The sequence below is a fragment of the Mesorhizobium sp. B2-4-14 genome, assembly GCF_006442155.1.
Taxonomy (GTDB): Bacteria; Pseudomonadota; Alphaproteobacteria; order Rhizobiales; family Rhizobiaceae; genus Mesorhizobium.
Window position 1 is genome coordinate 164,836 of sequence record NZ_VFVA01000003.1, and the last position, 13,559, is coordinate 178,394.

Annotated in this window: 12 protein-coding genes; 11 read left to right on the forward strand and 1 reads right to left on the reverse strand. The window is 63.6% G+C overall.

Features of this window, described 5'->3' with window-relative positions:
- Positions 1-11 precede the first annotated feature (11 nt).
- Entirely contained in the window at positions 12-713 is a 702-nt protein-coding gene (locus FJ938_RS04035; protein WP_140691575.1) for a tRNA (guanosine(46)-N(7))-methyltransferase TrmB, read from the forward strand.
- A 14-nt stretch (positions 714-727) separates the two neighbouring features.
- Here FJ938_RS04035 and FJ938_RS04040 read toward each other — a convergent pair whose 3' ends face one another.
- Positions 728-961: a hypothetical protein gene (locus FJ938_RS04040; RefSeq protein WP_181169005.1), complete on the reverse strand. Its 234-nt coding sequence runs from the start codon at positions 959-961 to the stop codon at positions 728-730.
- A gap of 206 nt (positions 962-1,167) precedes the next feature.
- Between FJ938_RS04040 and rimP the strand changes: the two genes are divergently transcribed.
- The 10 genes from rimP (at position 1,168) to FJ938_RS04090 (ending at position 13,545) form a co-directional block, all read left to right on the forward strand.
- Positions 1,168-1,815, forward strand: coding sequence for a ribosome maturation factor RimP (gene rimP / locus FJ938_RS04045; RefSeq protein WP_140607752.1), 648 nt, complete (start codon positions 1,168-1,170; stop codon positions 1,813-1,815).
- Between the two features lie 49 nt (positions 1,816-1,864).
- Positions 1,865-3,460, forward strand: coding sequence for a transcription termination factor NusA (nusA, locus tag FJ938_RS04050; RefSeq protein ID WP_140691336.1), 1,596 nt, complete (start codon positions 1,865-1,867; stop codon positions 3,458-3,460).
- 38 nt (positions 3,461-3,498) lie between these two features.
- Positions 3,499-4,149 carry an RNA-binding protein gene (locus tag FJ938_RS04055; protein WP_140691339.1) on the forward strand — a complete coding sequence of 217 codons (651 nt, stop codon included), beginning with the start codon at positions 3,499-3,501 and terminating at the stop codon, positions 4,147-4,149.
- Positions 4,146-6,725, forward strand: a complete 2,580-nt coding sequence (gene infB, locus FJ938_RS04060; RefSeq protein WP_140691342.1) for a translation initiation factor IF-2 — start codon at positions 4,146-4,148, stop codon at positions 6,723-6,725. The genes FJ938_RS04055 and infB overlap by 4 nt, the downstream gene beginning before the upstream one ends.
- 122 nt (positions 6,726-6,847) lie before the next feature.
- Positions 6,848-7,279, forward strand: coding sequence for a 30S ribosome-binding factor RbfA (rbfA, locus tag FJ938_RS04065; RefSeq protein ID WP_140691344.1), 432 nt, complete (start codon positions 6,848-6,850; stop codon positions 7,277-7,279).
- A complete protein-coding gene (gene truB / locus FJ938_RS04070; RefSeq protein ID WP_140691347.1) occupies positions 7,279-8,256 on the forward strand; it encodes a tRNA pseudouridine(55) synthase TruB in 978 nt (325 codons plus the stop codon). Before rbfA ends, truB begins: the two co-directional genes overlap by 1 nt.
- A 44-nt stretch (positions 8,257-8,300) precedes the next feature.
- Positions 8,301-9,395 carry a magnesium/cobalt transporter CorA gene (gene corA, locus FJ938_RS04075; protein ID WP_140691350.1) on the forward strand — a complete coding sequence of 365 codons (1,095 nt, stop codon included), beginning with the start codon at positions 8,301-8,303 and terminating at the stop codon, positions 9,393-9,395.
- A 78-nt stretch (positions 9,396-9,473) separates the two neighbouring features.
- Positions 9,474-9,848 (forward strand): 30S ribosomal protein S15, encoded by a 375-nt coding sequence (gene rpsO, locus FJ938_RS04080; protein WP_281409090.1) that lies wholly within the window; start codon positions 9,474-9,476, stop codon positions 9,846-9,848.
- 410 nt (positions 9,849-10,258) lie between these two features.
- Positions 10,259-12,406, forward strand: a complete 2,148-nt coding sequence (gene pnp, locus FJ938_RS04085; RefSeq protein WP_140691356.1) for a polyribonucleotide nucleotidyltransferase — start codon at positions 10,259-10,261, stop codon at positions 12,404-12,406.
- Between the two features lie 128 nt (positions 12,407-12,534).
- Positions 12,535-13,545, forward strand: coding sequence for a class I SAM-dependent methyltransferase (locus FJ938_RS04090; protein WP_140691358.1), 1,011 nt, complete (start codon positions 12,535-12,537; stop codon positions 13,543-13,545).
- Positions 13,546-13,559: the final 14 nt, after the last annotated feature.

Here is a 13,559-nt window from a genome sequence, read left to right on the forward strand (position 1 = left end):
CGCCCAACCAGATGAGCCCGCAAGACAGGCCAAGCCGTACGACCGAAGCCTTTTTCGGTCGTCGGCGCGGCAAGCCCGTTCGCCCGCAGCAGGCCGCGGCCCTGGAAAGCGGCCTTGGCGCCTATCGGCTCGATCTGGCGACCGCGGCGCCGCCGGATCTGCGCACTCTGTTTGAAGCTGACGTTTCGGCCGTGCGGCTCGAAATCGGCTTTGGCGGTGGCGAACATCTCCTGCATCGCGCCGTCGAGGCGCCGACGATCGGCTTCATCGGCGTCGAGCCCTTCGTCAACGGCATGGCCAAGATGATGATGGCGGTCCGGGAAAGGCCGCTTGCCAATCTCAGGGTCTATGACGACGACGCCACGCAATTGCTCGACTGGCTGCCCTCGGCCTCGCTGGACGGCATTGATCTTCTTTATCCCGACCCCTGGCCGAAGAAGAAGCACTGGAAGCGGCGCTTCGTCAGCCAGGTCAATCTCGACCGTTTCGCGCGTGTCCTGAAGCCGGGTTCGAAATTCCGCTTCGCGTCCGATATCGACACCTATGTGAACTGGACCTTGCTGCATTGCCGGGCGCACGGCGCCTTCGCATGGCAGGCCGCGGAAGCGGCGGACTGGCATCGCCCTTACGATGGCTGGCCAGGCACCCGTTACGAGGCGAAGGCCATTCGCGAGGGCCGGCCGCCCGCCTATCTGACTTTCGTCAGGACGTGAGCCTTCCGGCAGGCTCAGATGCGGCCGATTCGGTCGAACACGGCCGGATCCAGCCAAGCTTGGGCAGGTCGTCCGCGCGCGGCTTGCGGCCGGCTTCCACGGCGCGATGCGGCGACGGCGCTGCCGAACGTTGTGAAGAGATCGCCCAAGGCGGAAAATATTCTGCGGTTGCTCATGATCTTGTCCTTTCGCGCGGCAATTCTGTTCGTGTCGTGGCTAACAGATAGGAGCATCCTGTCGGCGCTCACAGGGATTGCCGCATGGGGGCCATGCGTCTGAAGCAGCGCGGACGCCGTCTGGGCTTTTGCCGCCCCGGCACAGCGGACTTGAAACGCCGGCCCGGATCGTCTATATCAGCTTCAAATTCTTGGTCGGTATGACGAAGAGTGGGTCCACCCGGTCCCGCTCTTTTTTATTACCTGCCGATAGGTTCGAAAAGAACGACAGGGATTAGATGACTGCAACGGCAAGCGAAGGTGACGACCGCATCATCCGCGAAAGCGGCATCGATGCGCGCATCGCGCTGATCATCCAGCCCGTACTGCGCGGCATCGGGTTTCGCCTGGTGCGCGTGCGCCTGTCCGGTCAGAACGGGCTGACGCTGCAGATCATGGCCGAGCGCGAGGACGGCACCATGACCGTCGAGGATTGCGAGGCGGTCAGCCGCGCGGTGTCGCCGGCGCTCGACGTCGACGATCCGATCGAGAAGGCGTATCATCTGGAAGTCTCTTCTCCCGGCATCGACCGGCCGCTGGTCCGCAAGTCGGATTTCACGGCGTGGACTGGCCACCTGGTGAAGATGGAGACGTCGGTCGTCGTCGCCGACCGCAAGCGCTTCAAGGGCAAGATCGCCGAGGCCGGCGAAAATGACGTGCTGATCGAGCGCGACAAGGCGGCCTATGGCGAGGAGCCGACGGTGCGCGTGCCTTATGATGCGATCGCGGAGGCGCGCCTGATCCTGACCGACGACCTCATCCGCGATGCCTTGTCGAAGGACAACAGGGCGCGCAAGGAAGCCAAAAAACGCCGCGGCGAGCCGGACGACGACGTGCCGGAGGGTGCGGAAACGGACGCCACGGAAGAACACGAACAGGAAAGTTGATTGAGCTGCCGGACCCGAAAGTCCGGCAAACAGGCTCGGGAGAAAGAACATGGTTGTAAGCGCCAACAGACTTGAACTGCTGCAGATTGCCGACGCGGTCGCGCGTGAAAAGTCGATCGACAAGTCGATCGTCATCGCCGCCATGGCCGATGCGATCCAGAAGGCGGCGCGTTCGCGGTACGGCCAGGAGACCAACATCCGTGCCGACATCAACCCGAACACCGGCGAGATGAAGCTGCAGCGGCTGATGGAAGTGGTCGAAAAGGTCGACGATTATGCCACGCAGATCGCCATTTCCTCTGCCCGGGAGCGCAATCCCGACGCTCAGCTCGGCGATTTCATCGCCGAACAGCTGCCGCCGATGGATTTCGGCCGCATCGCCGCCCAGTCCGCCAAGCAGGTCATCGTGCAGAAGGTGCGCGAGGCTGAACGCGACCGCCAGTACGACGAATACAAGGACCGCATCGGCGAGATCGTCAACGGCACCGTCAAGCGCGTCGAATATGGCAATGTCATCGTCGATCTCGGCCGTGGCGAGGCGATCATCCGCCGTGACGAACTGATCCCGCGCGAGAACTACAAGTATGGCGACCGCGTCCGTGCCTACGTCTACGACGTGCGCCGCGAGCAGCGCGGCCCGCAGATATTCCTGTCGCGCACCCATCCGCAGTTCATGGCCAAGCTCTTCACCATGGAAGTGCCGGAAATCTATGACGGCATCATCGAGATCAAGTCGGTCGCCCGTGACCCGGGCTCACGCGCCAAGATCGCCGTCATCTCGCGCGACAGCTCGATCGATCCGGTCGGTGCCTGCGTCGGTATGCGCGGCAGCCGCGTCCAGGCGGTCGTCGGCGAATTGCAGGGCGAGAAGATCGACATCATTCCGTGGTCGCCCTCGGCCGCTTCCTTCATCGTCAACGCGCTGCAGCCGGCCGAAGTCGCCAAGGTGGTTCTCGACGAGGATGCCGAGCGCATCGAGGTTGTGGTGCCGGACGATCAGCTGTCGCTGGCCATCGGCCGTCGCGGCCAGAACGTGCGCCTTGCCTCGCAGCTCACCGGCTGGGACATCGACATCCTGACCGAGCAGGAAGAGAGCGAGCGGCGGCAGAAGGAATTCGTCGAGCGCTCGGCGCTGTTCATGGAAGCCCTCGACGTCGACGAAATGGTCGGCCAGGTGCTTGCCTCGGAAGGCTTCACCAGCGTCGAGGAAGTGGCCTACGTCGATTCCGGCGAAATCTCCTCGATCGATGGCTTCGACGAGGACACCGCTTCGGAAATCCAGACCCGCGCCCGCGAATATCTGGAGAAGATCGAGGCCCAGCATGACGAGAAGCGCAAGGCGCTGGGTGTTAAGGACGAGCTGCGCGAAATCCCCGGCATCACCACCGCCATGATGGTGACGCTTGGCGAAGACGGCGTGAAGACGATCGAGGATTTCGCCGGCTATGCCGCCGACGACCTGACCGGCTGGAAGGAACGCAAGGACGGCGAAACCAAGGTGTACCCCGGCGTGCTGGCCAATCACGGCGTTTCGCGCGCCGACGCCGAGCAGATGGTGCTCGCCGCCCGTCTTAAGGCCGGCTGGATTTCCGAGGACGAGCTTGCGGCCGACGAAGCATCGGCTGACGAAGCCGTTGGTGCGTGAGGTGAAACCGCATCGCACAGAACCCGCCCCTGGACGAGATGAACGATCGCACCTGCATCGTCACCCGCAAGCAGGCCGAACCGGATGATCTGATCCGGTTCGTCGTCGGCCCGGATTCGGCCGTCGTTCCCGATCTCAAGAGAAATCTGCCCGGCCGTGGTTGCTGGGTGAGTGCTGACCGCCTACATGTCGACAAGGCGGCGGCCAAAAACCTTTTTGCCCGCGCCTTCAAGGCACAGGTGGTTGTGCCGCCCGATCTGGGCGGCATGGTCGACGGGTTGCTCTCCAAATCCGCGCTGGGTATGCTGGGTCTCGCCCGCAAGGCAGGCGCGATAGCGCTGGGCGCCACCAAGGTCGAGAGCGCGGTGCGCGGCGGGCTGGCGCTTTTTGTGCTTCACGCGACCGAAGCGTCCGACGATGGTGTGCGCAAGATCAGCCAGGCGCGGCGGGCGACCGTCCATATTGGCGGCCCCTCCATCCTTGCCTACAAACTTTTCTCCGAGGCCGAGTTGAGCTTGGCATTGGGGGGTACAAATGTGATACATGCTGCCGTCCTCGCGGGAGACGCGGGTAAGGCGGTCCAGAAGCGCATGGTTGCGCTCGACCGGTATCGGGGCGGTACCCCGGACGATCTGGCAATGCTTGCGGCCGTTGCTGACGAAGATGAGGCCGCAGAGGATATGGAATGAGCGATACGAAATCGGGCGACGACAAGACGTTGAGTGTTACGCCGAAGAAGACCTTGACGCTGAAGCGCCCCGGCATGGAACAGGGCACCGTGCGCCAGAACTTCTCGCATGGCCGTACCAAGTCGGTCGTGGTCGAGACCAAGAAGCGCAAGTTCTCGCTGCCCGGTGACAGGCCGGAGCCGGTAGCCGCTGCCCCTGCGCCTGTTTTCACGCCGAAGCCGCCGGTAGCGGCTGCCGCGCCCGTCGTGCAGGAAGCGCCCAAGGCGCCGCCGCCCCCGCCGCCTCCGGTCGAGCGCAGCGGCATGGTGCTGAACGAATTGTCGCGCAGTGAAATGGAAGCGCGCCGCAGGGCACTCGAAGGCTCGAAGGTTCGCGAAGTCGAGGACCGCCAGCGCGCCGCCGAGGAGGCCAAGCGCCGCGCCGAGGAAGAAGAGCGCCGCAAGCGTGAGCGCGAGGAATCCGCGCGTCGGCAGGCCGAGGAGGAAGCGCGCCTGCAGGCCGAAGCCGAATCCCGCCGCCGCGCCGAGGAAGAGGCACGCCGCCGCGCGCCGCAGGCCGCCGAACTGGCGACATCGGACGAAGAGGAAGAGGTCAAGCCGAAGCGGGCTGGCGCCGGGGCGCCGGTACGCCGCCCGGTCACGCCCGAAGTGGCGCGTCCGGCCAAGCCGACCAAGGGCGAGGAAGACCGTCGCCGCGGCAAGCTGACGCTGAATTCCGCGCTTTCCGACGAGGATGCGCGGGCCCGTTCGCTGTCGTCGATGCGTCGCCGTCAGGAGAAGTTCAAGCGCGCGATGCACAATGAACCGCGCGAGAAAGTCATGCGCGAAGTGATCTTGCCCGAGACCATCACCATCCAGGAACTGGCGCAGCGCATGTCCGAACGTGCGGTCGATGTCGTCAAGTTCTTCATGAAGCAGGGCCAGATCCTGAAGCCGGGCGACGTCATCGACGCCGACACGGCCGAGCTGGTCGCCACCGAATTCGGCCACACGGTCCGCCGCGTCGCCGAGTCCGACATCGAGGAAGGCCTGTTCAACATCGCCGATCGTCCGGAAGACCTGGTGCCGCGTCCGCCGGTCGTGACCATCATGGGTCACGTCGACCACGGCAAGACCTCGCTGCTGGATGCGATCCGCAACGCCAATGTCGTGTCCGGCGAGGCCGGCGGCATCACCCAGCATATCGGCGCCTATCAGGTCGAGAAGAACGGTCAGAAGATCACCTTCATCGACACGCCCGGCCACGCCGCCTTCACGGCGATGCGCGCCCGCGGCGCCCAGGCCACCGACATTGCCATTCTCGTGGTGGCTGCCGACGACAGCGTGATGCCGCAGACGATCGAATCGATCAGCCATGCCAAGGCGGCCAACGTTCCGATCATCGTGGCGATCAACAAGATCGACAAGCACGATGCCGATCCGCAGAAGGTGCGCTCCGAACTGCTGCGCCACGAGGTGTTCGTGGAATCGATGGGCGGTGAAGTGCTTGACGTCGAAGTGTCGGCGACCAAGGGCACCAATCTCGACAAACTGCTCGAAGCGATCCTGCTGCAGGCCGAAATCCTCGACCTGAAGGCCAATCCGGACAGGACCGCCGAGGGCGTCGTCATCGAGGCCCAGCTCGACAAGGGCCGCGGCCCCGTCGCCACAGTGCTGGTGCAGACCGGCACGCTGATGCCGGGCGACATTCTCGTCGCCGGCAACGAATGGGGCCGGGTGCGCGCGCTGGTCAACGATCGTGGCGAACAGATCAAGGAAGCGCCGCCGGCGATGCCGGTCGAGGTGCTCGGCCTTCAGGGCACGCCGCAGGCTGGTGACCGCTTCGCGGTCGTCAACAACGAGGCTCGCGCCCGCGAGATCACCGAATACCGCCAGCGTCTGGCGCGCGAGAAGGCGGTTGCCAAGCATGCCGGTCAGCGCGGCTCGCTCGAACAGATGATGTCGCAGTTGCAGACGAGCGGGCTGAAGGAATTCCCGCTGGTCATCAAGGGCGACGTTCAGGGTTCGATCGAGGCGATCAATGCCGCGCTGGACAAGCTCGGCACCGATGAGGTGCGTGCGCGCATCGTCCACGCCGGCGCCGGCGCCATCACCGAAAGCGACGTTTCCCTGGCGGAGACTTCGGGCGCGGCAATCATCGGCTTCAACGTCCGTGCCAATGTGCAGGCGCGTGCCGCGGCCGCGGCCGCGGGCATCGAGATCCGGTACTACTCGATCATCTACAACCTCGTGGATGATGTGAAAGCGGCTCTGTCGGGCCTGCTGTCGCCGGAGCGTCGCGAAACCTTCATCGGCAATGCCGAGATCCTCGAGATCTTCGACATCACCAAGGTCGGCAAGATCGCCGGCTGCCGTGTCACCGAAGGCAAGGTCGAGCGCGGCGCGGGCGTGCGCCTGATCCGCGACAATGTCGTCATCCACGAAGGCACGCTGAAGACGCTGAAGCGCTTCAAGGACGAGGTTGCGGAAGTCCCCGTCGGCCAGGAGTGCGGCATGGCCTTCCAGAACTACGAGGACATGCGCGTCGGCGACATCATCGAGTGCTTCCGCGTCGAGATGGTGACCCGGACACTCTGAGTTCGAGTGACTTGTCGGTATTGGGCGGTGGTCGTAAGACCGCCGCCCAAAGCCTGTTGAGAACTGTTTGAGACATGCGGCACGGTCCCATCCCGCGCCTCACGCTTTCAGGATTGAGAAAAATGCCCCGTTCCACCACATCCGGTCCATCCCAGCGCATGCTGCGCGTTGGCGAGCAGGTGCGCCATGCGCTTTCCGAAACCCTGCAGCGCGGCGAGATCATCGACCCGTTGATTGAAAACTCGGTCGTTTCGGTCTCCGAAGTGCGCATGTCGCCCGATCTCAAGATCGCCACGGCCTTTGTATCCCCGCTCGGTGCAAAGGATGCCGGCGCCGTCATCGAAGCGCTCAACAAGCATGCGAAATTCGTCCGCGGCCGTGTCTCCGGCGCGCTCAGGCAAATGAAATACATGCCGGAGTTCCGCTTCCGGCTGGACACATCCTTCGACAATTTCGCCAGGATCAACGACCTGCTGAAGTCGCCCGAAGTGGCGCGCGATCTCGACGCGGACGAAGCCAAGGACAAGACCAAAGACGACAGGGACAGCGAATAATGGGGCGTCGCGGCAAGAAGAAGGGCCGTCCGGTCTCCGGCTGGGTGGTACTGGACAAGCCGGTCGGCATGGGATCGACAGAGGCTGTGTCCAAGATCAAATGGCTGTTCCAGGCCGAAAAGGCCGGCCACGCCGGCACGCTCGACCCGCTGGCTTCCGGCATGCTGCCGATCGCGCTCGGTGAAGCCACCAAGACCGTGCCTTACGTGCAGGACGGCGCCAAGATTTATCGCTTCACCGTCGCCTGGGGCGATGAGCGCTCCACCGACGATCTTGAAGGGCCGGTGACGAAGAGCTCTGACCTGCGTCCGACCGAAGCCGAGGTGCGGGCCCTGCTGCCGAAATACACCGGCGTCATCATGCAGACGCCGCCGCAATTCTCGGCCGTCAAGATCGCCGGCGAACGCGCCTACGACCTCGCCCGCGAAGGCGAGACGGTCGACATCCCCCCGCGCGAGATCGAGATCGGGCGTCTCGACGTCGTCGAGCACGGCGCCGATTACACGGTTTTCGAGGTCGAATGCGGCAAGGGCACCTATGTGCGTTCGCTGGCGCGTGACATGGGCCGCGACCTCGGCTGCTTCGGCCATGTTTCCGACCTGCGCCGGGTCGAGGTCGAGCCGTTCACGCCGCAGGATTTCGTTACCATCGCCGAACTTGAGGCGGCGCGCTTCGGCGCGCAAGGTGAAGACAAGTCAGGCTCGGACGACGGCGGCGACGCCCCGGACGCGCCGATCGACTTCGACGCGATCGATGCGCTTCTTGTCGATACGTCAGCGGCTCTCGATTGCCTGCCGCAGATCGCCATCAGCGATGACGCCGCGACCAAGATCCGTCTCGGCAACCCGATCATCATTCGTGGCCGCGATGCGCCGGTGGAGGCTGAAGAAGCCTGCGCGACGGCACGCGGCAAGCTGGTTGCCATCGGCGCGATCGAACAGGGCATGTTCAAGCCCAAGCGGGTCTTTGCCGGCTGATGGCTCTCGTCTAACTTCGGTTGGACTTTAAGATCGGGGGGCACATGGCAAAGGCCGAGGCGGTGAAAAAGCGGGCGCCGGTGAAGACGCGGCGGCCGCCGGTCGGCGCCTCGCCGGGCACGCTGATCGCCGATCCGGCGGCGCGGCGATCCGAACTGCGGCTGACCCTGATCTCGCCGCAGAAATTCAAGACCATCGACAATGCCAGCATCGACGACGTCGAGGCCAATTGCCACAAATGGCCGGTGATCTGGCTCGACTGCACTGGTCTCGCCAACATCCAGCTGATCGAGGAGATCGGCCGCATCTTCAGTCTGCACCCGCTGGCGCTGGAGGACGTCGTCAACACCGGCCAGCGGCCGAAGGTCGACTTCTTCGAGGATCATGTTTTCGTCGTCGTGCGCATGATCGACGATATCACCGCGCATCGCTACGAACAGATCGCTGTGTTCCTCGGCGAGAACTTCGTCGTCACTTTCCAGGAGCGCGAGGGAGATCCGTTCGATCCGGTGCGCAAGCGCATCGAGAGTTCGGCACCCAATCGGTTGCGCACGCGCGGCGCCGACTATCTGGCCTATGCGCTGATCGACGCCATTGTTGACAGCTATTTCCCGCCGATCGAGGCGGCCGGCGACCTGGTCGACGGCATCGAGGACCAGATGCTGCATTCGACGCACAAGCACCAGATGCGGCAGCTGCACGAATTGCGGCGCGACGCCAATGTGCTGAAGGGCATGCTTTGGCCGATGCGCGATGCCCTGGCGACGCTGATCCGCAACGACGTGGCCTGTGTCAGAGCCGAGACCAAGGTCTTCCTCAACGACACGCTCGACCATTCGCTAAGGCTGATCGAACTGGTCGAAACCCAGCGCGACATGCTGACCGGACTGATCGAGATGCATCTGTCGCTGAGCCAGGCGCGCACCAACGACGTCATCAGCTATCTGACCATCGTCTCGGTCATCTTCATGCCGCTCACATTCCTGGTTGGCGTCTGGGGCATGAACTTCGATCCCGGGAGTTCGCCCTGGAACATGCCGGAACTGAAGGCCTATTACGGCTATCCCGCGTCATTGCTGTTCATGGCTGTTATCGCGCTCGGGCTGATTGCTTTCTTCAAATGGAAGAAATGGCTTTAACCGCGATAAAACTTGGCATCTGGAGCTGAAAAGCCGGCTTCGTGAATTGGGCTGGTGTTTTGCCGGGAATTGCACTATATGCGCCGCAGCATAGCGCTAGGACGCTTTGCTTGCACCGGCCCCTGCTGGACGACATCCCGGCTGAGGGCGACCCGTTTCCTCGAACAGATAAGGAAAAACACGATGTCGATTACTGCCGAGCGCAAGAAGGAATTGATGGGTGAATTCGCTACCGCCAAGGGCGATACCGGGTCTCCGGAAGTCCAGGTGGCCATCCTTTCCGAGCGCATCAAGAACCTGACCGACCATTTCAAGGACCACAAGAAGGATAACCATTCCCGACGTGGTCTGCTCGCTCTCGTGTCCCAGCGCCGCAGCCTGCTTGATTATCTCAAGCGCAAGGACGACGCGCGCTACCAGATACTGATCGAGAAGCTCGGTCTGCGCCGTTGACGAATTGACCGGCGGGCTCCCACAGGGAGTCCGCCGGTCGCGCATTTGAGCATCGGGCCAACCCGAACTCGAATGCAGGACTGGAGCGCCGCGCAGCCCATCTGGATGCCGGACGGACGCTCCGAAAAGCTGAATTTGCGCATGACGCGTTCCGTAAGCCGTGGTTTTCGGGGTCATGCGCAGGCCAGTCGATCGATTGGCCATATCCGGCTTCGAGCGCGCAGAGGGCCACTCGAAGTCACCCATGGACGGTCATGGGGCAGGATTGCAGGACGCTCGTATGGCCACTGTGCCAGTCAAACCCGAGCTTCCCGTTGTCTTGCCCGTGGCTGCCCGAGAAAGGAAGCCAGAGGAAAGGGCACCCGCGCACGATGAAACGGCGCGGCCCTTCCTCATACAAAGGACAAGACATGTTCAATCAACACAAAGTGGAAATCGAATGGGGCGGCCGCCCGCTCATCCTCGAAACCGGCAAGATCGCGCGCCAGGCTGACGGTGCCGTGCTTGCCACTTATGGCGAGACCGTGGTTCTCGCCACCGTCGTTTCGATGAAGGAGCCCAAGCCCGGCCTCGATTTCTTTCCGCTGACCGTCAACTACCAGGAAAAGACCTATGCCGCCGGCAAGATCCCGGGCGGCTATTTCAAGCGCGAAGGCCGTCCGAGCGAGAAGGAAACGCTGGTTTCCCGCCTCATCGACCGCCCGATCCGGCCGCTTTTCGCCGACGGCTACAAGAACGACACCCAGATCGTCGTCACCGTCGTCCAGCACGATCTCGAAAATGACCCGGACATCCTGTCGATCGTCGCCACCTCGGCCGCGCTGACCCTGTCGGGCGTTCCCTTCATGGGCCCGATCGGCGGCGCCCGCGTCGGCTACATCAACGGCGAATATGTTCTCAACCCGCACATCGACGAGATGGAGGAATCCAAGCTCGACCTCGTCGTCGCCGGCACCACCGATGCCGTGCTGATGGTCGAATCCGAAGCCAAGGAACTTTCCGAAGAGCTGATGCTCGGCGCCGTGATGTTCGGCCAGAAGGGCTTCCAGCCAGTGATCGATGCCATCATCAAGCTGGCCGAAGTCGCCGCCAAGGATCCGCGCGACTTCACCGCGCCGGATTATTCCGAGCTCGAAGGCGAGATGCTGAAGATCGTCGGCGACGAGCTTCGCGACGCCTACAAAATCACTGACAAGCAGAAGCGCTATGCCGCCGTCGACGCCGTCAAGGCGAAGGTCAAGGCCGCATTTGCTCCGGCCGAGGGCGAGGAGCCCAGATACGCTTCCGAGCAGATCGGTTCCGTGTTCAAGGAACTCCAGGCCAAGGTCGTGCGCTGGAACATCCTCGACACCAGCTCGCGCATCGACGGCCGTGACCTGAAGACGGTCCGCAAGATCGTCTCCGAAGTCGGCGTCCTGCCGCGCACCCATGGTTCGGCGCTGTTCACCCGCGGCGAGACCCAGGCGCTGGTCGTTGCCACGCTCGGCACCGGCGAGGACGAGCAGTATGTCGATTCGCTGACCGGCATGTACAAGGAGAAGTTCCTCCTTCACTACAACTTCCCTCCCTACTCCGTCGGTGAGACCGGCCGCATGGGTTCGCCGGGCCGCCGCGAAATCGGCCACGGCAAGCTCGCCTGGCGCGCCATCCGCCCGATGCTGCCCAGCGCTGACCAGTTCCCTTACACGCTGCGCGTCGTCTCGGAGATCACCGAGTCCAACGGTTCCTCATCGATGGCCACTGTCTGCGGCACCTCGCTGGCGCTGATGGATGCCGGCGTGCCGCTGGCCAAGCCTGTTGCCGGTATCGCCATGGGCCTGATCAAGGAAGGCGAGCGCTTCGCCGTGCTGTCGGACATCCTGGGCGACGAGGATCACCTCGGCGACATGGACTTCAAGGTCGCCGGCACCGCCAACGGCATCACCTCGCTGCAGATGGACATCAAGATCGATGGCATCACCGAGGAGATCATGCAGATCGCCCTCGGCCAAGCCAAGGACGGTCGCCTGCATATCCTCGGCGAAATGGCCCATGCGCTGTCCGGCGCACGCGCCGAGCTCGGCGAGTTCGCGCCGCGCATCGAGGTCATGCACATCCCGACCGACAAGATCCGTGACGTCATCGGCTCCGGCGGCAAGGTCATCCGCGAGATCGTTGAGAAGACCGGCGCCAAGATCAACATCGAGGACGACGGCACGGTCAAGATCGCTTCCTCTAACGCCAAGGAGATCGAGGCGGCGAAGAAGTGGATCCACACCATCGTCGCCGAGCCGGAAGTCGGCGAAATCTACGAAGGCACGGTCGTCAAGACCGCCGACTTCGGCGCCTTCGTCAACTTCTTTGGCCCGCGTGACGGTCTCGTCCACATCTCGCAGCTCGCCAATGAGCGCGTCGCCAAGACCTCCGACGTCGTCAAGGAAGGCGACAAGGTCTGGGTCAAGCTGATGGGCTTCGACGAGCGCGGCAAGGTTCGCCTGTCGATGAAGGTCGTCGACCAGGCGACTGGCAAGGAAATCGTGCGCGAGAAGAAGGCCGAAGGCGAAGAAGACGCCGCCTGAGCGATCTGACAACGAAATCGAAGCGGGCGCGGCTGTTGTCGCGCCCGTTTTCGTTTGCAGCAATTCCAGGAAAGGTGCGAAGCGGATTTCCGTCCGGAATTGCGCAAGACACCAAAGGGCAGGGGGACATGTCTGCTGAGGCGCTGAAGACGCTTTTCCATCCGTTCGAGGCCGAGGCTCTTGCCTTGCCAGGCAAGGGCGAACGCGTCCTTTTCCTCGGCGCCGAGCCCGGCCTGCGCTTGCCTCAGGGCTTCGCCGCCACGCTACACCTCGTACAAGGCTTCCGGCCCTATTTCTGTGCACTGCAGGCGGCTGGCTTCGCGGTCACGCCGCAACCGGCGGATGATGGTTTTGAAGCCGCGCTGGTGATCGCCGGCCGCCATCGCGGCCAGAACGAACTGCGCGTCGCGGAGGCTCTCCAGCGCTTGGCGCCGGGCGGGTTGATCGTCATTGCCGGTGGCAAGGATGATGGCATTGCCAGCCTGCGCAAGCGCATCGACGAGCTTGTACCGCTCGGCGGCCATATGCCGAAATATCACGGCATCGCTTTCTGGCTGCGCCGGCCGATGGACATGCAGGCTGTCATCGCCTTACGCGCCGCCAATCCCGCCTTGCTGGTCGAGGACCGGTTCCGCACCGCACCAGGTATGTTCTCCTTCGACCGCGTCGACGCGGGTTCGAAACTGCTGGTCGACAACCTGCCTGGTGATCTGCGTGGCAGCGCGGCCGATTTCTGCGCCGGCTGGGGCTATGTGGCGGCTGAGATGGCTGCCCGCTCGCCAGGCCTGTCGGCTCTCGATCTCTACGAGGCCGATTTTGACGCGCTGGAGGCGGCCAAGGGCAACCTCGGCAACACCTTGGCGCTGGGCTTCTTCTGGACGGATCTGCTCGCGGAGACTGTCGAGCGCCGCTATGACGTCATCGCCATGAACCCGCCCTTTCACCGCAGCCGTGCCGCGGAGCCGGAGATCGGCGCCGGCATGATCCGTGCCGCAGCCAAGGCGTTGAAGCCCGGCGGCAGGCTGTTCATGGTCGCCAACCGCCAGCTTCCCTACGAGCCCGTGCTGTCGGCCGCCTTTGCCAGCCACGCCGAGCTTGCCCGCGACGGTATGTTCAAGGTGTTTTCCGCTCGGCGCTGATATAAGCGGGCGCC

What these genes read in the sequence shown, in the direction of transcription:
- FJ938_RS04035 (WP_140691575.1), top strand. Translation starts at nt 12, where the DNA reads ATGAGCCCGCAAGACAGGCCAAGCCGTACGACCGAAGCCTTTTTCGGT.
- rimP (WP_140607752.1), top strand. Translation starts at nt 1,168, where the DNA reads ATGACTGCAACGGCAAGCGAAGGTGACGACCGCATCATCCGCGAAAGC.
- nusA (WP_140691336.1), top strand. Translation starts at nt 1,865, where the DNA reads ATGGTTGTAAGCGCCAACAGACTTGAACTGCTGCAGATTGCCGACGCG.
- FJ938_RS04055 (WP_140691339.1), top strand. Translation starts at nt 3,499, where the DNA reads ATGAACGATCGCACCTGCATCGTCACCCGCAAGCAGGCCGAACCGGAT.
- infB (WP_140691342.1), top strand. Translation starts at nt 4,146, where the DNA reads ATGAGCGATACGAAATCGGGCGACGACAAGACGTTGAGTGTTACGCCG.
- rbfA (WP_140691344.1), top strand. Translation starts at nt 6,848, where the DNA reads ATGCCCCGTTCCACCACATCCGGTCCATCCCAGCGCATGCTGCGCGTT.
- truB (WP_140691347.1), top strand. Translation starts at nt 7,279, where the DNA reads ATGGGGCGTCGCGGCAAGAAGAAGGGCCGTCCGGTCTCCGGCTGGGTG.
- corA (WP_140691350.1), top strand. Translation starts at nt 8,301, where the DNA reads ATGGCAAAGGCCGAGGCGGTGAAAAAGCGGGCGCCGGTGAAGACGCGG.
- rpsO (WP_281409090.1), top strand. Translation starts at nt 9,474, where the DNA reads ATGCGCCGCAGCATAGCGCTAGGACGCTTTGCTTGCACCGGCCCCTGC.
- pnp (WP_140691356.1), top strand. Translation starts at nt 10,259, where the DNA reads ATGTTCAATCAACACAAAGTGGAAATCGAATGGGGCGGCCGCCCGCTC.
- FJ938_RS04090 (WP_140691358.1), top strand. Translation starts at nt 12,535, where the DNA reads ATGTCTGCTGAGGCGCTGAAGACGCTTTTCCATCCGTTCGAGGCCGAG.